At 39.7% G+C, this 20,414-nt stretch carries 17 protein-coding genes and 1 pseudogene; 8 read left to right on the top strand and 10 right to left on the bottom strand.

Going from position 1 to position 20,414, the window contains the following annotated elements; translation table 11 throughout:
- Nucleotides 1-190 precede the first annotated feature (190 nt).
- From VB732_RS20490 to VB732_RS20475, 4 genes are all read left to right on the top strand, one after another.
- Nucleotides 191-463: a GlsB/YeaQ/YmgE family stress response membrane protein gene (locus VB732_RS20490; protein WP_323232744.1), complete on the top strand. Its 273-nt coding sequence runs from the start codon at nt 191-193 to the stop codon at nt 461-463.
- Between the two features lie 1,123 nt (nt 464-1,586).
- Nucleotides 1,587-1,748, top strand: a complete 162-nt coding sequence (locus VB732_RS20485; RefSeq protein ID WP_323232743.1) for a ribbon-helix-helix protein, CopG family — start codon at nt 1,587-1,589, stop codon at nt 1,746-1,748.
- A gap of 595 nt (nt 1,749-2,343) precedes the next feature.
- Complete coding sequence (locus VB732_RS20480; RefSeq protein WP_323232742.1) at nt 2,344-3,642, top strand: amino acid permease; 1,299 nt, start codon at nt 2,344-2,346, stop codon at nt 3,640-3,642.
- Nucleotides 3,643-3,701: 59 nt separating this feature from the next.
- Complete coding sequence (locus VB732_RS20475; protein ID WP_323232741.1) at nt 3,702-4,247, top strand: RNA 2'-phosphotransferase; 546 nt, start codon at nt 3,702-3,704, stop codon at nt 4,245-4,247.
- A 153-nt stretch (nt 4,248-4,400) separates the two neighbouring features.
- On the opposite strand, the gene VB732_RS20470 is transcribed toward VB732_RS20475, so the two are convergent.
- The 5 genes from VB732_RS20470 to VB732_RS20450 form a co-directional block, all read right to left on the bottom strand.
- Complete coding sequence (locus VB732_RS20470; RefSeq protein ID WP_323232740.1) at nt 4,401-5,714, bottom strand: restriction endonuclease subunit S; 1,314 nt, start codon at nt 5,712-5,714, stop codon at nt 4,401-4,403.
- A gap of 51 nt (nt 5,715-5,765) precedes the next feature.
- Nucleotides 5,766-6,344, bottom strand: coding sequence for a transposase (locus VB732_RS20465; protein WP_323232739.1), 579 nt, complete (start codon nt 6,342-6,344; stop codon nt 5,766-5,768).
- An 86-nt stretch (nt 6,345-6,430) separates the two neighbouring features.
- The gene (locus tag VB732_RS20460; protein ID WP_323232738.1) at nt 6,431-7,918 is read right to left on the bottom strand and encodes a class I SAM-dependent DNA methyltransferase; all 1,488 of its coding nucleotides are present in this window, start codon (nt 7,916-7,918) and stop codon (nt 6,431-6,433) included.
- Between the two features lie 228 nt (nt 7,919-8,146).
- Nucleotides 8,147-10,555, bottom strand: coding sequence for an EcoAI/FtnUII family type I restriction enzme subunit R (hsdR, locus tag VB732_RS20455; protein WP_323232737.1), 2,409 nt, complete (start codon nt 10,553-10,555; stop codon nt 8,147-8,149).
- Between the two features lie 243 nt (nt 10,556-10,798).
- Nucleotides 10,799-11,617 (bottom strand): NADPH-dependent oxidoreductase, encoded by an 819-nt coding sequence (locus VB732_RS20450; protein WP_323232736.1) that lies wholly within the window; start codon nt 11,615-11,617, stop codon nt 10,799-10,801.
- A 107-nt stretch (nt 11,618-11,724) separates the two neighbouring features.
- Between VB732_RS20450 and VB732_RS20445 the strand changes: the two genes are divergently transcribed.
- Nucleotides 11,725-11,979, top strand: coding sequence for a hypothetical protein (locus VB732_RS20445; protein WP_323232735.1), 255 nt, complete (start codon nt 11,725-11,727; stop codon nt 11,977-11,979).
- A gap of 131 nt (nt 11,980-12,110) precedes the next feature.
- Here VB732_RS20445 and VB732_RS20440 read toward each other — a convergent pair whose 3' ends face one another.
- From VB732_RS20440 to VB732_RS20425, 4 genes are all read right to left on the bottom strand, one after another.
- A complete protein-coding gene (locus VB732_RS20440; RefSeq protein WP_323232734.1) occupies nt 12,111-12,872 on the bottom strand; it encodes a class II aldolase/adducin family protein in 762 nt (253 codons plus the stop codon).
- On the bottom strand, nt 12,856-13,527 hold the full coding sequence (locus tag VB732_RS20435; RefSeq protein WP_323232733.1) for a cysteine dioxygenase family protein: 672 nt from the start codon (nt 13,525-13,527) through the stop codon (nt 12,856-12,858). The genes VB732_RS20440 and VB732_RS20435 overlap by 17 nt, the downstream gene beginning before the upstream one ends.
- A 189-nt stretch (nt 13,528-13,716) precedes the next feature.
- Entirely contained in the window at nt 13,717-15,423 is a 1,707-nt protein-coding gene (locus VB732_RS20430) for an RluA family pseudouridine synthase (RefSeq protein WP_323232732.1), read from the bottom strand.
- A 3-nt stretch (nt 15,424-15,426) separates the two neighbouring features.
- A complete protein-coding gene (locus VB732_RS20425; protein WP_323232731.1) occupies nt 15,427-15,729 on the bottom strand; it encodes an acylphosphatase in 303 nt (100 codons plus the stop codon).
- A 260-nt stretch (nt 15,730-15,989) separates the two neighbouring features.
- Here VB732_RS20425 and VB732_RS20420 point away from each other — a divergent pair, with 260 nt between their 5' ends.
- The 3 genes from VB732_RS20420 (at nt 15,990) to VB732_RS20410 (ending at nt 20,102) form a co-directional block, all read left to right on the top strand.
- Nucleotides 15,990-16,367 (top strand): DUF1823 family protein, encoded by a 378-nt coding sequence (locus VB732_RS20420; protein ID WP_323232730.1) that lies wholly within the window; start codon nt 15,990-15,992, stop codon nt 16,365-16,367.
- 521 nt (nt 16,368-16,888) lie between these two features.
- On the top strand, nt 16,889-18,547 hold the full coding sequence (locus VB732_RS20415; protein ID WP_323232729.1) for an alpha-amylase family glycosyl hydrolase: 1,659 nt from the start codon (nt 16,889-16,891) through the stop codon (nt 18,545-18,547).
- Between the two features lie 499 nt (nt 18,548-19,046).
- Nucleotides 19,047-20,102, top strand: coding sequence for a 3-deoxy-7-phosphoheptulonate synthase (locus tag VB732_RS20410; RefSeq protein WP_323232728.1), 1,056 nt, complete (start codon nt 19,047-19,049; stop codon nt 20,100-20,102).
- A 117-nt stretch (nt 20,103-20,219) separates the two neighbouring features.
- Here VB732_RS20410 and VB732_RS20405 read toward each other — a convergent pair.
- Nucleotides 20,220-20,414 (bottom strand): annotated as a pseudogene (locus tag VB732_RS20405) (Uma2 family endonuclease); the annotation flags it as partial.

Raw genomic sequence — 20,414 nt, 5'->3', positions numbered from 1 at the left:
GCCCCTAGTTTTAGACCTGCTAGGAGCTTTTTTTTAATTAATTATCCGTTGGAATCAAGGGATATGTCACAAGAAGTAGCAGCATTCATCCTCAAGACTATTAATAGTTGATTCTACTGATAGATTGAATGTCAATGTTTAGATTGCTATTGTGTATTTGTCAGTTAAAAACGTTTATCAAATTAAAACAATGAATATTCTTGCTTGGATTGTTTTAGGTCTAATCGCTGGTGCTATTGCAAAGGCTATCTACCCCGGTCATCAAGGCGGCGGAATTTTAGGAACAATTTTATTAGGAATTATTGGTGCTTTTATTGGTGGTAGCTTGGGTGTGTTTTTCAGTACAGGAACCTTAGCTCTAGCGGCTCCGTCGTTGAGCATTCCCGGTATTGCAGTAGCAGTTCTTGGTGCAATCGTCGCAGTTTTCTTGTGGAACTTGCTAAATCGCCGCAGTGCTGTGTAATGTAATTAAATTGGAATTAATTAATAGTAAAAATCAGGGAACTAATTTGACTATATTTTCTCCCTGAATTGAAATAAAACAATAGCGCTTACCTATATATAGGTAGGCGCTAATATTATGCGGTTCCCCGATTTGTTCGCGCAGCGTCTCCGACAGGAGAAGCACGTGGCGTTTGAGGAACGAAACCCAACACGAAAAATCCTTGGTTTTGTTGGGTTTCACTAAAGTTCAACCCAACTTACATTTTTTTTCTTTCATTAGAGTCATAAAAGAGCGATAGTCTGCATTTCGTTGGGTGATTAAGTTCACAATTTATTTTTGACAACCTATAGAATCGCTAATTTCGGTAAATAGAGGGCGATCGTGGTCTATCGTTCAAAATTTCCAGTAATTACACCGTCGTATAAAGAAGTACTCTTGAATAAGATGATATTTAGAGGCATAAAATACATATACATTTATATACTCTACTGAGGCAAATAAATCAGTAGAGTATTTTTATAGGAATCAGATCCCTGTTTCTCAACTCTTACCCAACAATTTTGGAAAGGCAGAAAAGATAGTATTTTGACTCTGATACAGTTATATAACCAATGACGAAAGAAAACGATTTGGGGAGTTGTCAAACAAATTTGCAATTACCAATGATGCTCGTTCCCTTGTATGAGGAAGCAGCAAGGATAGATTGCTGGGAATGGGGCAGCAATTGAGCCAAAATTAGTTTTGGAGTTTAATTGCGATCGCTTGCTCAATTGCGTTAGAGTATTCCAAAAAATAAATGATCCAGTTTCTGAACCTCAGTAAGACTTTCCTGCTCCCTGCTGATGCAGATAAAAGGACTGCCGACACTTTTTAAGAAACAGTAAAAACTTACTTTAGAGAGTACTTATCTTGTAAGTAGTTATTTTATACCTTCTTAATACTGGCTTTATAGTTACTACTTTTAAATAACTTAAGCTTCACACTCTAAACTAGACTTTACATCTTTGCTATTTTTTCTAGAAAAGGTATTAGTTTTCTTCATCATCTCTTGAATTAAAAGTCATTGATAATACCCATGTAGTAACAGATTAAGTGATTGATATTAGAGAAGTAGTTTAAAAATTCGAACTTGTCTAATACTATGAATAAAAAATGGGCTGCTAAACGACTTACAATCAATCTTACATCAAGTGAAGCAGAGAAGTTGGAAAAATACTGCTCAACGACTGGTAGACCCGCAACCGATGTAATTCGGGAATTAATTCGCTCTTTACGAACTGAAGAAACACAAAACACTGATTAATTATTCATCAAATGCTGAGTGAATTTCTGTTAGAGGTTGTTTTAAAAGTATTTGGCTGTGATTTTAGGCACTTATTAATCCCCCCTAACCCACGCCAGTCGCTCCACTTGGGGAGACCCTAAGACCTCGCTGGCTACCCTTAAAAAAGGGGGAACCGAAATCAAAGTCCTCCTTTTTAAGGAGGATCTAAAACTTTTTGATACCGACAAGAGGACTTTTAAAGCATCCTCTTAGTCGTGTTTGGATTAATTATTATATTACAGCGCATAACCTTATGCTGGCTGATGATGTCAAAAAGAGTAGCAGAGGAGCGCTGACTATGATCAATTAGCCGCAACAAAATAGAGTTTCTAGATAAAGAGCAAATCAATAGGGACAATAAGCTAGAGGTGATGCAGTGCTTGTACTGTTTCACCTCGTTCTTTGTTTGCCGAACCATCTGGACTGGCACTCTAGTGAGAATTTATTTGCCCAACTCAAACAATATCGAGCGATCGCTTGAAATCAATAAATACATAAAACTAGGTTTTTTGTCAATAATATTTACGTATGTTAATATTGCTTGGTTTAGGTACGGGTATTCAGTATGGTTGCCATGAAGACTGTTCTTAAGGATTCAGAGCAAATCACTCAGTTGTTTTCTCATCTCGAATTTGATGGAAAAAAGCTCAATCATCAACCGGGTAGCGTTTTGGGAAGTACTGCATTGATTGCGGGAACCACAGTTGGGGCAGGGATTCTCGCCTTACCAGCCGTTACCATGCCATCTGGAATTGTGCCATCTACATCTGGATTGATTGCTGTTTGGCTCTACGCTTTAGTTTCCGCGTTATTGGTTGCAGATGTTACCTTAAACACGATGCGAACAGAAGGGCGTGCAAGTATCGGTTTTTTGGGAGTTGTTGAAAAAATCCTCGGTAAGTTGGGAGCGCGAATGGCTGGCGGTGCATATTTATTCATGCACTATGCTCTCTTGGTGGCATACATCACCCAAGGCGGAGAGATTTTAGCTGATGCGGCGGCAAAAATCGGGGGTGTACAGATATTGCCTACATGGGTGGGCACAACGACTTTCACGCTTTTACTTGGTGGCATTATGTATCTTGGGCGAGAAAAGTTTATTGAAAAATTAAACAGCGCCTTTGTCGGAATTGTCATCGTTTCCTTCTTGGGACTATTGTTTTTAGGAGGAAGGCATATTCAGAGTGCCCAACTGTTATTTCAAAACTGGAGTGCCCTTGGTAGTGCCATTTCAGTCATGTCTGTGGCGCTATTTTTTCAAAATGTTGTGCCATTGGTTGTAACGCAACTCGAAGGGGATGTCCGCAAAATTCGTCAGTCTATCTTTATTGGTTCTGTGATTCCTCTAATTATGTTCTTGGCGTGGAATGCCGTAATTTTAGGAAGCGTCAGTTCCGATATGGTACATGGTGCATCTGGCGATAAAACTGTTTTTAATCCACTGCAAATTCTCCGAACAGGTGGAGGGGGAGAATGGTTAGGAGTGCTAGTATCCATTTTTTCAGAGTTTGCGATCGCTACATCATTCATTGGATTTGTCTACGGTTTGCTGGATTTGTTCAAAGATATTTTCTTCACACAGGGCAAATTTTCTAGTCGCCTCCCCTTATATTCCCTGGCTCTTTTCCCTCCAATGGCACTTGGAACACTCAATCCCAGCATCTTTTTTACTGCCCTAGATTACACTGGAACGTTCAGTATCTCAGTTTTAGGCGGAATTATTCCGGCGTTAATGAGTTGGAAGCAACGTCAAAAACAAGAAAATTCAGATAGCATCAACCAATCACTCGCTCCTGGTGGCAAGGTGACGCTGATTCTGATGATTGGGGTGGCATTAGCCATGATAGGAAGACAAATTTTGTCAATTTACTAAAAACTTGGTGTAACATAAAAGTATACAATTGTAGTATATTGTATGCTAACCAGAATCTTATGAGTGATTCTCGCCTCGTCAAAATCAGCAAATATCTCAGCAAATATCTGCGACACACACCTGACGCAATTGGAATTAAACTTGCTCCTAGTGGTTGGGTTGCTGTTGATGAACTACTTACAGCTTGTGCGAAAAACAAGTTTCCGATTACCCGTCAAGAATTAGAGGTGGTAGTAGAACTCAACGACAAACAACGCTTTTCTTTTGATTCTACAGGTACTCTAATTCGGGCTAACCAAGGACATAGTGTAAAAGTCGATTTACAATTAGAACCTGTTACTCCCCCAGATGAGCTTTATCACGGCACGGGACTCAAATCTGTAGAGTCAATTCTGCAAACGGGACTTTGCAAAATGTCACGGCATCATGTCCATTTATCGAAGGATATTGCAACAGCGCAAACGGTTGGTGCAAGACATGGAAAACCAGTGGTTTTTGCTGTGAATACTGCGGCAATGCATCAGGCAGGTTACATTTTTTATTGTTCTGCTAATGGTGTTTGGTTAGTGGATAATGTGCCACCTGAGTATTTACAAAAAATTTGAATTTTAATTGCCTCTGCAACCATAAATATGTATTTGCTGGATACTAATCACTGTTCTTTCTTGATTGAAGGTGACTCAAAAGTAAGACTTACCCAAAATTACACGCGGTAGGGGCAATTCATGAATTGCCCCTACATTAATAGAGGTGGAAGATTATTCAAAGGCTTCGCGGAGGACGGTTTGAATGAGGTCTTCTGCAAGTTTTTTCCGGTGTTTGATTTGTTCTTCTAGTTGGTCAATTATTTTCATCAGATAATCGACTTTTTCAACGATCGCTTTTTGTTCGGCAAGCGGAGGAAGGGGAATAATTAACTCTGTAAATGTAGGAATTTTTATATTTGGTTGGCCAGACATTTGATAAGCAGCTTTTTTAATTTCAGGCTGTTTGTATCTTAAAAGTAAAAGTGTGAAATTTTGGTTTCTTATTCCTGAAGGCTTAATTCCAACCATACTATCAGGGAAACACATATTCATTCCCAAGACACCTAAATTACCAATTGTTCCACCAACAATTGCGATAATAATTGTCCCTTTTGGAAATTCTTTAGATACAGAACGACCTTTTTCATTTAACGTTTGCTTATATTCTGTGATAACATCTCCGTTTCTACTTAAAGAATTAATCTGAATAAATGGATATTGTCCACCATAACAAGATTGATCATTTCTAGGTCTGATTGAAAAGCGACCTCTTTCAAAAGTTGCGAATGTACCAAACCGACACCAAACCCAACTATCAGGTAAAGAAAATGGGATTTCATCGGGTGATATTTCGGGGAGCGTTTTTTCTTTTTTGAGCTTTCCGTCAGTAATTAATTGTTGTTTTTCGGCTTTGATTTTGGCTAGGAGTGCGGCTGCGTCGGTATCTGGGTTGCCTTTTTGCATTGGGTTGCGATCGCGCCATTCTGCCGTGAGTTGCCCTGCGATCGCTTCTTGTAAAATCGCCTGTTTCAGTTGACAAATATATTTTTCTTGACTATCAAACTCTTGAACTAGTTGGTCATTAAATTTATGGAGTTTATTAAACAAAAAAATAAAGTCTTTTTGCTCATTAATGGGAGGAAGTGGAACTTCTATTTTTGCAATATCCTTTACTGCAAGAGATACATTAGCAGCACCTCTCATTAAAGGAACTATTTTGATATCTTTATAAAATAATAAATATTGATGTAGAAAAGCAGCAGAAATATCTGTATTATTCTTCGGAACAATTGCAGCTAAAATTGTCCCAAGAGCAAATTTACCTTCCTGATAATGAACATAATTAAGACTTTTTTTCCCATGACCGCTTGATGAGACAAGAGGAATACAGACAGCTTTGGTATCAAATTGATAAGTTGCCGATGTTTTTCGCTCTTTTCCCGTTGTCACAAGAGGATATTCTCCAGGGATAGCACTGAGAATTCCTGTTTCACCTTTTTGAATATCACAGAGTTCACCAATTGTTTTTTTAGGATGTTTTTTCATTAATTAATTGCCTTTCTCGTCCTGATCGTAGGGGCAATTCATGAATTGCCCCTACGATGGTTGTGTGCGTGATTTACGATTCTTCTTCTTGATTTTAACGAGAGACGGGTGATTTTCATCCAGTTCCCATTGCATCGGATTATTGATAATATACTCTCGGATTTTTTGACAATCTTCCTCACTACGAATAATATGCTCATAATAATTACGTTGCCAAAATGATCCTTCAACTTCACGGTTATGATTAATAGCCTTAGCAGCTAACATTTTAAATCGCCCTACCACTTTAGGTAAAATCATCTTTCTACGCTCTTTTTCATCATTGACATCCAAAGTTTCATAAATCTCTGCTGAATTTCCAGACTTTTCAATAACTAGAATTGCATGAAAATGATTTGGCATAATTACATATTCATCTAAATCAATATCTGAAACTTGATTGGGTAAATCCTCCCAAACTGCTCTAACAAGCTCACCATAATGATTTAGAATCATCTGTCCATCGTGAATTTCTCCTAATAAGCATTCAAAATTACGCACGCAAATTGTCAGAAAGTAGGCTCCATTAGAAGAATAATCATAACCTTTTAATCGAATAGATCGGCGATTACGATTAATGAATTTTGACATAATTTTTATCTGTCCGTTGTTATGGTAGGGGTAATTCATGAATTACCCCTACCATAACCGACTGTGGGGCAATTCGTGAATTGCCCCTACGGGGACAATTGATTTTTTAATAAATCTAAAAGTTCATCACTCTTACGAAAAGAATCATGTAACATCCCCAATAACTCTACCGAACTATAACCCCTTTCTTGTTCTGAAATATGGGGATTTTTCACATCTAAATTAAATCCGTTTTTCTCCAAATCCTTAAAACTCACCCGCCATGCTTGCTCATTCTCTTCACGCTGATGCCACCATGCCTTCAGAGACTTAAACTCACTTTTATTAATCGGTTTCGTCTTAGAATAAGCCTTTACCCCTTCCGGTAATTGATGTTCCCAATACCAGATTTCACGGGTAGGGTACAATTCATGACGTAGGGGCAATTCATGAATTGCCCCTACCTTCGTAAAAAACAAAAGATTAGTCGCCACAGACGCATAAGGTTGAAACACCGAATTAGGTAAACGCACAATCGTATGCAGATTACAAGACTCTAATAAATGCTGACGAATCCGCGCCTTTACCCCATCCCCCGTTAACGAACCATCGGGTAAAACGATCGCAGCCCGTCCCCCATCTTGCAGATATCGCACCATCAACAACAGAAACAAATCTGCACTTTCCGTAGTGCGATAACTCATGGGAAAATTATCCTGTACCCCATCTGTCACCGAAGCCCCAAAAGGTGGATTAGCCAAAATCACATCTACCCGATCCGCCGCACCGATGGAAGTATATTCTCGATTCAGACTATCTATATATTCAATATTCGGAACCTCGATATCATGGAGAAATAAATTCGTCACCGCCAACATAAACGGTAAGGGCTTAAACTCCATCCCCTTAATCGTCTTTTCCAACGTCTCCAGATCGCGCACCTCATCAATCCCTTGCTGACGCAGATGATTAATCGCACAGGTTAAAAAACCACCTGTTCCACAAGCCGGATCGAGTACCGTTTCCCCCAACATCGGGTTAACCATCTCTGTCATAAACTCCGTTAAAGCGCGGGGCGTATAAAACTCGCCATAAGCACCCGCCGTTTGGAGTTCGCGCAAAATCGTTTCGTAAATATCCCCGAATAAATGACGATCTTCGGAACTTTCAAAATCAATTTCATTGAGACTATCCAAAACTTGGCGAATAATCGTCCCATTCTTCATGTAATTATTCGTACCCTCAAAAATCTCCCGCACAATCACCGCCCGTTGATTACCCGTGCTAGTGTCTAAATTTCGCAGTGTCGGAAACAATTCTTGATCGATAAAAATCCGTAATTCATCCCCCGTTAATGACTTTTCACCATTAGTCATTCCCTTCTCTGAAATTGCCCAATTGCACCAACGCAACCTTTCTGGAATCACCGAAACGAAATCATCCTTGAGTAATTCTAACTCGCGATCGCTTGCATCCAAAATTTTTAGAAACAGCAACCAGCCCAACTGTTCAATCCGTTGTCCATCACCAGACACACCCGGATCTTTCCGCATAAAATTACGCAGACTTTTAATATTACCGCCCAGATTTTTCATGAGACATTAACCGAATTTAATTATACGTTGACCAAAATTTGTAGTTGGGATAATTCCTGACTTTTCACGGTATCTGAAAAACCTCTCTCTAAATCTCTCTCCTAAAAGGAGAGAGACTTTAAATTTTCCCCCTTCCCTCGTAGGGAAGGGGGTTAGGGGGTTAGGTTTTTCCACATAACGTGAAAAGTCAAGGCGTAATTCATCGTAGGGGTAATTCATGAATTACCCCTACGCTGCTAAGTGATACAATTGGGATTTTAATTCCTGCAAAGCTGAAACATATTGAGATTTTCCGCCAAATAATTGTACAATTTCACCTGGAGAGCCAAGTTGCTTCAAGGGTTCTAATTTTAGCACCGAAAGTTCCTCAATATTCTCAATACCATCGCTAGCATATTTTTCTAAAAGAGCATCTAAAACTGCCCGTACTTGTGAACCATACTTAGTAAAATAATCTCGTTTCCTGACATTTTCTGCCCGTTCCTTACGAGTTAAGGGAGGGCGATCCCAAGCAATATGACAAATCAAATCAAATAAATCCAAATCTTTTTTAACATCTTTCTGCAAACTCTCAAGAATAATATCCTGTTGACGAAGTTCTGCAATCAAAGCACTTTTTTTATCCGCCTGATTCCAGCGTGTCAAAAACTCATCTAAACTGCTAAATTCTCGTAGCAAGTTTTGTTTAGTATAGTCTCGTAAACTTGTTGTCACCAACTCCCCATCATCATTAAGATATTGAATTCGCTCATTTAAAATTGCCACATTTACGCCAGCAATATAAACCTTAACCTGTTTTTCTGTAGTAATTTCGCCACCATCTATAATTGTCGGTTTGGTATTTTCTGGAATCTCGTGATTTTGCTCAAAATCAACTTTTTCTCCCGTCTCTTGATCAATAATTTCTTCTGTTATATCCCCGATAATATTTTCTGGTGTAAATCGCTCATTTTCCCCTACTTCCTTAATCATCACCGGATCACCATCAAAAGCGCGATCTAAAAACAGATCCGTCACATTCCTAAAATCCATAATTGTGAAAAATTGCTTACCAAATTCTTCATTAATCCTTGTTCCTCGCCCGATAATTTGTTTAAACTCTGTCATCGAACGAATATTAGAATCTAGGACAATTAATTTACAGGTTTGAGCATCAACCCCCGTCGTCATTAACTTAGAAGTTGTAGCAATTACAGGATAACGTTCTTCTGGATTAATAAAATTATCCAATTCCAGCTTACCTTCCTTATCTTCTCCTGTAATTCGCATCACATATTTATAATTTTCCCTGACTAAATCTCCGGCTTCATTAGTAATAGCCCGTCGCATTCGTTCGGCGTGTTCTGTATCCACACAAAAAATAATTGTTTTTGAGTAAACATCAGGTTCCCGCAAAAATTCCATCACTCGCTTTGCAACAGCTTTTGTCCGTTCATCAATTACTAAATTTCGGTCGAAATCTTTGAGATTATAAACCCGATCTTCGACAAAATCCCCTGATTTATCTCGCTTACCCGCTTCTGGTTGATATCCTTCTAAGTCAACATTTAACCCAACTCGAATCACCTTATAGGGAGCAAGAAAACCGTCATCAATCCCTTGCTTCAGGGAATAAGTATAAATTGGTTCTGCAAAATATTCAACATTAGAAACTTCCTTTGTCTCCTTTGGAGTCGCTGTTAAGCCAATTTGGGTTGCTGAACTAAAATATTCTAAAATCTCTCGCCATTTACTATCATCAGCCGCGCTACCACGATGACATTCATCAACTATAATTAAATCAAAAAACTCTGGGCTAAACTCTCGGTAAGCATCAGCACTTTCATCATAATTAACCAAACCCTGATATAATACTAAATATATTTCAAAAGCAGTATCAATGACTTTCTTTTTAATCACTGTCATTTTGCTTTTAAAATGCTTAAAATCACCGCGTTTGGTTTGACTAATTAAGGCTTGGCGATCGGCTAAAAATAAAACTCGTTTTTTACTGCCATTTTTCCACAGCCGATAAATAATCTGAAAAGCGGTGTAAGTCTTACCTGAACCTGTTGCCATGACTAGCAGTAAACGATCTTGACCTTTAGCGATCGCTTCCACTGTCCGATTAATCGCAATTTGTTGATAATATCGCGGTTGGCGACCTTTAGGATCAAAAAAGTAATCAAAAGTTGCTATTTCTTCCGCTTCTGGGGTTTCAATCTGCTTAAACTTCTTATATCTCTGCCAAAGTTCATCGGGAGTCGGGAAATTATCAAGACTTAATTCTCGTTCAATTAAACTAGAAAAACCAGATTTATCATGTTCTAAAAAACCATCACCATTAGAACTAAAAGCCACAGGTAAATCTAAAATATCTGCATAATTTAAAGCCTGTTGCATCCCGTGACCAACAGGATAAATATTTTTCTTAGCCTCAATTACTGCAATAGGAATATTAGGCTGGTAATAAAGAATATAATCGGCTTTTTTGCCCTTTCCGCGTTGTGTTTGATTGCCTTTGACATAAATCCGACCATCAGTGAAATAGACCTGTTCTCGGACTTGCTTGCTGACATCCCACCCTGATTTAAGCAAGGCAGGTAAAATATACTGTGTACAAATATCTTGTTCTGAAAGCTCTCGTTTATTAGTCATCTGTAAATTTACTTATTTTTTTGGGTAGAGGTAATTCATGAATTACCCCTACCCAAGAATGAATTGCTCAATTATACACACTTGTAATTGCGACTAATACCAACCTCATTATGGAATTGGTAGGAAAAATGCCAAAAATAGAAATTATTAGGACTTAGGCAAAACTACACACCGTAGGGGCAATTCACGAATTGCCCCAAGTGCAAAATAAAGATTTGAGCTATTTTGTGTGTAAGTATTGTTCTAAAGTAACTTGAAGCCAAGATGATTGAGAACTTCCCGCAAGCGATCGCGTCCTCTCAATGATTCAACAGTGGCGATCCTTTGGGATGAGTGTTCTGACCAATCACCAGGGACATTCATCTTCTGTTCAGTATAGAATTCTTTGATGATCTCGTTGTAATGAGCGATCGCTTCTTCTTGATCTGCCAATTTATAAGTTTCGCGGTGCAACACGGCTGACTGAGGCAATCTTGGCTTAATCGCTGCTTCTACCTCTGGATTTGGACAGCCTACACACAGCCCAAATACAGCATACACAGAGGAAGGTAAATTTAATATCTCTGCTACCTCTTGCGGGTGGTTGCGGATTCCGCCGATATATACTGTTCCTAAACCGAGTGACTCGGCTGCGGCTGTTGCGTTTTGTGCCGCCAAAGCTGCATCAACTGTTGCCGTCACAAACATTTCCAAGTACTCCAGCGCATCGTGAGATATGCCGCGACTGTCAGCAACGTAACTTAGACGCGCTAAGTCTGCTAACCAAACCAAAAATAAAGGAACCTGCTTAATATGTGCTTGGTTTCCCGCTAATTTAGATAACTCTTCTTTGCGTTCTTGATTTTCGACTGCTACCACACTCCAGGTTTGCAAATTAGAGGAAGTAGATGCAGATTGGGCGGCTGCAATTAACAATTCCAGAGTTCCCGGCGGTAAAGGATCAGATAGATAAGAGCGGATGGAACGGTGAGATAATAGTGCTGTTAGAGAATCATTCCATTGTTCGGGATTGAAGGGAATTTCACCGTAGCGCGATCGCAGTAGTTCTGTAGGATTAGTCATAATCAACTCCTAAATTTTCAGATATTTTATTGTGTAGAGGCATAAATCCATTACACCCCTACAGCCGACTTATGATTGTAAGTTTTTGAATTGAGGAATTCTGAGGAATGGCTTTATTAGAAGCTGAATTACTAACAGGTTTAGCACTGGGATTAGAAGAATTAATAGTTGATGGCGATGAGCAGGCAGCAAATAGCAAGCTCAGACACAGCCCTGTAATCCCTACAATTGGCAAAACAGAAGAAGAGAATAATTTGTGCTGGTTGTTAGATAGGATATTCCTGTACTTAGTCAACGATATCCACTTGGCAATGAAACGGCGAAACACTAGGTTAATCATCAAAATGATTTCTCTAAACTAGATTAATACTGTAGACTTATAGGTTTATCGGAGTATATAAATAAATTCAAGTAAATGTGACATAAAAATAATGGGAAGTGGGGAAATTGAGACTTCCCCTACTCGTTAATTTAGTATTAAAAAAATACAATATTAATTCAGAAAATCAGGATCTTCACGTAGAATACGATCATAAAGGGGCTGGAAACCAAACCATCCACTTGTACGCGACCCCACTTGAGTTTGTGTTAAACGGGCTGTTTCATGTTTGATAATAGTGGGTCTACCCGCAGCTTCTGCCAGCAGTTGGGCTTGGCACGATCGCTCTAAACTAATGTACCAGAAGGCAGCTTCATCTACCGTCTGTCCCACAGTTAAAATGCTGTGGTTACGGAGAATCATGGCTTTCTTGGCCCCCAAAGCTTCCGCCAGTCGTTGACCTTCAGAAGTTTCTAAAACCACACCTGTAAAATCGTTAAACAGGGCATGATCTTCGTAAAAAGCACAAGAATCTTGCGTCAAGGGGTCAAGGAGACGGCCTAAACTAGACCAAGCTTTACCATAAATTGAATGAGCATGAGCCGCCGCAATGACATCAGGTCGAGCTTCATGAATCTGAGAATGGATGGTGAAAGCAGCTCGATTTACTTCCGCATCGCCTTTAACCACCTCACCTTCTTTGTTAACTAAGATCAGGTCAGAAACTCGGATATGACCGAAATATATTCCTAATGGATTGACCCAAAAATGGTCTGTAAATTCAGGATCGCGAGCCGTAATATGGCCTGCGATTCCTTCGCTGAAACCAAATTTACCAAATAGGCGAAAAGCCGCAGCTAGACGTTGCTTGCGGTGCAGACGTTCGTCTTCAACTCGCTCGAATACAGGGGGTTTTGGTCTATCGTATCTGGGCATGTTCTTTTTCTTCTTCCTCTTTGCAGGGAGCGTTGGAATATCCAGAGCGAAAAGATTTGACGCTATGAGATTCTGGGATGAACTGGTGACGCAAAATGCAACCAGTATCATTACCCAAAATATGAATAGATACAGATGCGCTCTGGGATGTAGTTTTGACGGCGTGGATATCACCATCTGGGGGTAAAAGGCGGTAGATATCGCCTGGCTGAAGTTTACGCACTTCAGTTATTTGTAATTGTGCATGTCCTTCGGCATTGCCGCTATCTACACGGCGGTAGACTGTTTCTTCTTGATTGCCTTGGTATAAACCAATCAATCCCCAGGCTAAATGGTCGTGGACGGGAGTCGTGGAACCTGGGGGAATCACCAAACTAAAGACTGACAGAGAACGGTCTTTAGCGCGATAAAGTAGCCACTGACCTATACCGCCGCCCATCTTGCTTTCAGGATTAATTTGGGCAAATTTTTCAGTTAGCCATTCCTGTTGGGCAAGTAGTTCTTGAAAATAGGGTTCTAATCTAGCGAGAGTTTGTATGCGATCGTCAGCAGTGATAGCGCTAATTTCTCGCACTGTTGCTACAAAGGATCGTAGTTCCTGACTCTCAATAAACCATTGGTCTTCTGGCAATGGTTCTAAGATAGTCTGCGTCATCTATATTCCTCGGTTTGGGAGGCGGATAAGATTAACTAATTCGTAATTAAGAATTCAATTACGAATTACGAATTATTTTAATGCTAGGGGCGCAGAGAGCGCTGAGAAAAGATAAGAGATTTTACGAGTCATCTTGAAAGGGCTACCGTTAGGGCAGACAAAGCTATACTTTGATTCTTGAGGGTTCCGTTAAAAGGGCGTAATTGCTTTTAAATATAAGGTTTTTTTTAACTGTGGATGCTCGAAATTAAGTTCTCTAGCGTGCAGATGTAAGCGAGTAGTAACTGCATCACATCCATAAAGGCGATCGCCTAAAATAGCAATCCCAAGTCCTCGCGCATCAGCCGCATGAACTCTCAATTGATGGGTGCGTCCTGTGAGTGGCGTAAATTCAACGCGGGTGTAATCTTGTTCTCTTGATATTACTTGGAATTGTGTCAAGCTGGGTTTACCGTTTTGCCAATCAACTTTTTGATAGGGGCGATTTTCAGGATCTCCCCACAATGGCAAGTCAATTACACCTTGTTCAGCGATCGCAATACCGGAAAGTATGGCTTCATAAACCTTGTGAACCTGACGTTGCTGAAACTGCTGGCTGAGTTGCTTATGGGTTTGGCGATCGCGTGCTACCAACAAAATCCCAGAAGTTTCTTGATCTAGGCGATGCACAGATGCAAGCGCCATACCATCGGGTAATAGATGACGTAAGCGACTCAAAACACTATCTTGGCGATCGCTATAACGCCCAGGTACTGAAAGTAGTCCAGCAGGTTTGTCTACAGCAATCAGCCATTCGTCTTCATAAATAATCGGTAAAGTGACCTCTCCCCAAACCCCTCCCCTATCAGGGGAGGGGCTTCTTACTCCCCCTTCCCTTGCAGGGAAGGGGGCCGGGGGGTTAGGTTTCAACCCTGAGAGTAAAAACCCCATTAATGGCTGACATCGTTCAATACACGCGCCATAAAATTCTCCCTGAATTTTATCCTGATTTACTGAAGATGCACCCCACCAAAACTCAGCCATTGCCAATGGTTTTAAATTGTGTGTTGCTGCATAATGCAGTAACTTTGGGGCACAACAGTCACCTGTACCAGTAGGCAAACCTCCCGGCATCAATTGCTGCAATGATAGCGATCGCCCCAAAAAATTAGTCAGGCTGTAAGTAGCGTGCATCTGAGCTTGTAATTGCCGGGATAAGGCTTTACGCTGTTGTTTCAGTTCGCTAATTCGCGCATCCGTGGCTCCAATTAACTGTCGGAGGGGCTGTAATACTTCATTTTGCTGGCGTTTAAGTTGTCGCCGCTCAATTCCTTGCTGACGACTTTCTTCGGCGAGTTGTTCAAGGGCGATCGCAAGTGCTTCTAGAGTAAGAGTATCGCAGATTTGCTGACGTTTTTCCTGTCGTTGATGTTTGCAATGACGATGGCGATCGCTCATTGCTTGCAATTGTTGCTCAAATTCATCAGACAAGGTTTCATATTGCTGGCGTTCGGTTAGTTGCTTCAAGGTAAGGATTTCCTGTTTAATCGCGTCCAACTCAGCTAAAGTGCGGGCTTCCTCTAAAGCAACTTCGTCCCGTCCTGGAATTGGTGGAACCCAACCTTCAACCAAACTGCAACCATTCAAAAGACCGGAAAAGGCTTTTAGTACTCGTTGTTCGCCATTAGGCAGTTCAACCAAGAGTATTCCATACATCTTACCTTCACGAGAATAACAGTCATTGTTTGCAAGCTGTTGCATTAGTCTGTGAGCGATCGCTTCAGACATTGAGGTGCGGGGTAATTTTAAGCGATTGCCACTTTGAAGACAACGCCCTTCGTACCAATAACTTGGAGATAAATCGCTGAGGGCAAAATCGCAGTCGATGAAATCTGAAAGTGCGTGGAGAACTACCATATACTACTCAATCCGCTTAACTTCAAATCCCCGTAATCCTTCAGGTACTTCATACTCAACCACAACATCTTTAACCACAGCAGCAGGTGGCCCAGAGTGACACCAGCGAACCATCTCATCTACAACCTGTTGCGCCCCTTCAAAGACTGCTTCGACTCGACTATCGGGGAGATTCCGCACCCAACCGGTCAATCCTAACTGTCTAGCTGTATCCACAGTGGAATAGCGATATCCTACTCCTTGAACTCGGCCAGAAATGAATACATGGGCACGGATAATCTTTGGTAGCGCTGTAGAATTCTGCATAAACTGGTCTAATCTTTACGATTTCCAGTTTACCTAGTTTATGTATAGCAGTCTGCTTTGATTTTTATCTGATAGCCCAGCCTGCATCTGGGAATGTGGGTGAGTGCGATCGCTAAACCATATATAAAACGCCTATTTGATTTTTCAACAAAACTCGGTACACTTTAGTGGCGGATCTGAACCTCCCACTTAATTGTTCTAAATTTTGTATTCTTCTTCCACTAGAGATCATTTTTTTTACTTGTAATTTTTAATTGCTTATGTCTAACCTGCCACCACTAAATACAGAAACAATTTGGGCAATTCTTAATGATGAAATTGATGATGCCACAGTTAACCAATTACTATGGCATTATTTAGGCTATCGCTATGATTCCTCAACTGCACAATGGGACACTAGCAAAGTTGCACCAGAATGGCAAAACGATTATCCACAACCACCAAATTTCATCGAATCTCGCCCTGCAACGGTAAAATTAACTCGTTCTATCCCTGCTGAAAACAAACAAATGTTAAAAGAAAAGCTTGGTTTCAAAGGATATAAAATCGGTGAATTTGGGCCTCGCCAAACTCGCAGAGCAACTGCCGCCAGTTGGTTTTTAAGTTATCTGCAACAAACTAACGGCAAAATTGAGTAATCTAAACATAACAGATATTTAGTAAGCAAAATATTTGTTTTACTGAATATCTACTGTTTAATAAAACCATTACATTATTTAGAGACCATTTATAAAGTAAACCTAAAATTGTAGGGTGCGTTAAAGCAGCGCGTAACGCACCTAAAAATATGGTGTGCTACCGCTAAATTAGACTTTCTCAAACCCTCAAATTCCTAAACAGCCGCAACACACCCTACTTAATATTTACTTTATAAATAACCTCTTATCTATTGAGTTTTTGCACTTTGATTTAATAGCATTTTCAGGTTAGTAGTATTTTCGGCAAAAAATGTCTTATATCGAATCTAAATATTGGTTAAAAAAATAAACGTGATAAACAGCCAAAAAACGCCGAAAATATTAATTATTTACAAAAACATTTATAATTTAATCCTGAAGATAGAAGCGCTGGTTATATAATTCTTTCTCTAGAGCGATTTGCAAATTCAATTGACTATCCGAGAATACTTCTATCAACCCTTGATATTACAAACACTTCTATGGCAAAGCCAATTGAATTTAATTTATTTGCACCTTATAACAAAGGAGCCGCATTGATTGGTTCTTTTTCCGATTGGCAAGAAATACCAATGGAAAAAGGTGATGATGGTTATTTTCGTACAAGTGTTGAACTAGAAGATGGTGTTTATAAATATAAATTTCGTGTCCAGTCAAATTCATGGTTTTTTGAGCCAGAACAATGGGTTGATGTTACAGATCCTCAAGCAACTGATATAGATGAACTAAGTGGAAAAGATGATGGTGTCATCCGTGTAAAAGATGGCGAAAGAATTACCGATACTTATGTCTGGAAACATGATGATAAACCTTTACCTGCTGACCACGAATTAGTAATTTATGAATTGCATGTTGGTGACTTTTCTGGTGGCGAGGATGATCCTTATGCAAGAGGTAAGTACAAACACGTCATTGAAAAGTTAGATTATTTGTGCGAACTAGGAATAAATGCTATTGAGTTGATGCCACTTAAAGAATATCCTGGTGATTATAGTTGGGGTTATAATCCGCGTCACTTCTTTGCAACAGAATCTAGTTATGGTTCAACTGCTGAGTTGAAAAAATTGATTGATGAATGTCACGCCAAAGGTATCCGTGTAATTCTTGACGGTATTTATAATCACTCAGAAGCATCTGCTCCCTTAACGCAAATTGACCACGATTATTGGTATCATCATGAACCTCGTGACCCTGATAATAACTGGGGGCCTGAGTTTAATTACGAACATTATGATGAAAAATTAGATATTAAGCCAGCGTGGAAATTTATTGGTGAGACTATCCGTTTCTGGATTCAAGAATATCATCTTGATGGTATTCGCTTTGATGCCGCGCGGCAAATTGCTAACTATGACTTCATGCACTGGATTGTTCAGGAAGCCAAAAAAACTGCTAGCATGAAGCCTTTTTACAACGTTGCCGAACACATTCCTGAAACTACCAGCATTACCAATGTAGATGGGCCAATGGATGGTTGCTGGCATGACAGTTTTTATCACTGCATTCTAGAACATATCTGCGGTGATACATTTGATTTAGAGCGCCTTAAAGATGTTATTGACTGTAAACGCCAAGGGTTCTTGGGTGCTACAAATGTAGTCAATTATCTCACCAACCATGACCACAACCACGTTATGGTGGAACTGGGGAACCGTGAAATTTTTAATGAAGAAGCCTTTAGACGGGCTAAATTAGGAGTCGCCATCTTAATGACTGCTATCGGCGTACCTCTGATTTGGATGGGAGAGGAATTTGGCGAGTACAAACCTAAACAACCTGAATCATCTAAAATCGATTGGACATTGTTAGGTAACGATCTCAATCGTAGTTTATTTGAATCATACAAAGGCTTAACTAACCTGCGTAAAAGTAATCACGCTCTCTACACAGAAAATATTGATTTTATCCACGAAAATGCTGAAGCAAAAGTATTAGCTTATACTCGTTGGAACGATGAAGGTTCTCGTGTAGTTGTAATCGCAAATTTCTCAGAAAACTTCCTAGCTGACTATCATGTTCCTAACATTCCTAGCGCTGGTACATGGCACGAGTGGACAGGTAATTATGATGTCGAAGCTGGTGATGATGGTATCAGAACTGACTTAGGCCCATACGAAGCCAAAGTGTTTGTATGGCAGTAATTATATACACAAACACTGAATCAGTAATCCAATAGCAAAAAAAAGGGGGACATATTCTCCCTTTTTCAGTTATTACTAGGACTTACCCAAATAATAGCCAAAACCCTTATCATCATGTAGTTTAGCGTAAGTTCTATTTACAGCTTATATCATGTTCGACTTAATACTTATGTCATTGCGAGCGTTGCGCGGCAATCCCAAACCTTTGCGATTGCTATCTCTACGAGACGCTACGCGAACATTCCACTTCGTTGCATTCGCAATGACATATTATAAGTGATTTGCCGAACATGATATTACTTCAGGTAAATGAAGTACAAAGGTAGGGGCAATTCATGAATTGCCCCTACGATTATCTGTAGTTAACTAAGTTGCAATCTGCTAAAAATACAGTTTAATTAGAAATTTGTCAAGTAAAAAATAAGCTATTTTAAAACTTCATGGGTTTGTGTTACAATTTTGAGTTGAAGTGCGTATAGAAAATTGCCAAAGCATCCCCATGCACAACAAATTATTTAATAGTAATATCGACAACGCTAACATCGAGACCGATCGGGTTTTATTAACTCCCAATGAAATTAAATCGAAATTACCTTTAACACAATTAGCTGAACAAAGAGTTTTAGAATACAGACAAGAAATAGAAGCGATCTTGGATTTCCAGGATCGGAGAAAGTTTATAGTCGTTGGCCCATGCTCAATCCATGACACAAAAGCAGCACTCGAATATTCTGAAAAGTTAAAAGCATTGTCCGAGCGAGTTAAGGATAAGCTGCTATTAATTATGCGAGTGTATTTTGAAAAGCCAAGAACAACCGTTGGTTGGAAAGGATTAATTAATGATCCAGATATGGATGATTCTTTCCATGTAGAGAATGGTTTATTAATTGCACGCGATCTGTTATTAAAAATTACAGAATTGGGATTACCTGCGGGTACAGAAGCACTAGATCCAATCATACCTCAATACATTAGTGAACTAATTACATGGTCTGCCATTGGCGCACGGACAACTGAATCACAAACTCACCGCGAAATGGCAAGTGGACTTTCGATGCCTGTAGGTTTTAAAAATGGAACTGATGGCAATATTCAAGTAGCTTTGAATGCCTTGCAATCAGCTGGAAATCCGCATAATTTTTTGGGAATTAATCAAAACGGACAAGTCAGCGTCTTTCAAACTAAAGGTAATGGCTATGGGCACGTAATTTTAAGGGGTGGTAGTCAACCCAACTTTGATGCAGCAAATGTCAAACTGGTAGAAGAGAAATTAAAACAGGCAAATTTACCACCGAGAATTGTTATTGACTGTAGCCACGGCAATACCAATAAAGATTACAGATTGCAAGGTGCTGTTTTAGAAAATATTATTCAGCAAATAGTGGATGGTAATACATCAATAGTTGGCATGATGTTGGAATCGCACTTGTATGAAGGTAGTCAACCAATTACTGGTAAAGAAGAATTAAAATATGGTGTTTCTGTAACTGATAAATGTATTAGTTGGGAAGAAACCGAAAAAATTATTTTGGCTGCTTACGAAAAACTTAATTGAAGGAGGAGGAGCAAATCAGTAGGGTATTTTCCACGGGAATTTTTTAAAGCCATTGCAGCAAAAACCGTTAGCTTTTTACACTGTGAAGTTGAGCGATCGCGGTGCGATCTATTTCACTCATTGTCCGCTTGCTTTTAGCCCCTGTTCAAATTCATCAACAGCCTGAATTGAATCTGAAATTGAAATGCATTGCTCCAGCAGGGAAATGTCCAATCCTGGCAGTATCTCGCTTACTGCTATTTGCTCATACCCATAGGTATCAGGGTAGATGGTGGCAAAGTCATTTTGAGAATTGTCCCGTAAGTGGTAAGC

Origin of the sequence: Nostoc sp. UHCC 0252 (assembly GCF_034931145.1) — a bacterium.
GTDB lineage: Bacteria > Cyanobacteriota > Cyanobacteriia > Cyanobacteriales > Nostocaceae > Nostoc.
Note: the sequence above shows the minus strand (reverse complement) of the source record. Positions and strands in the feature narration are given on the sequence as shown.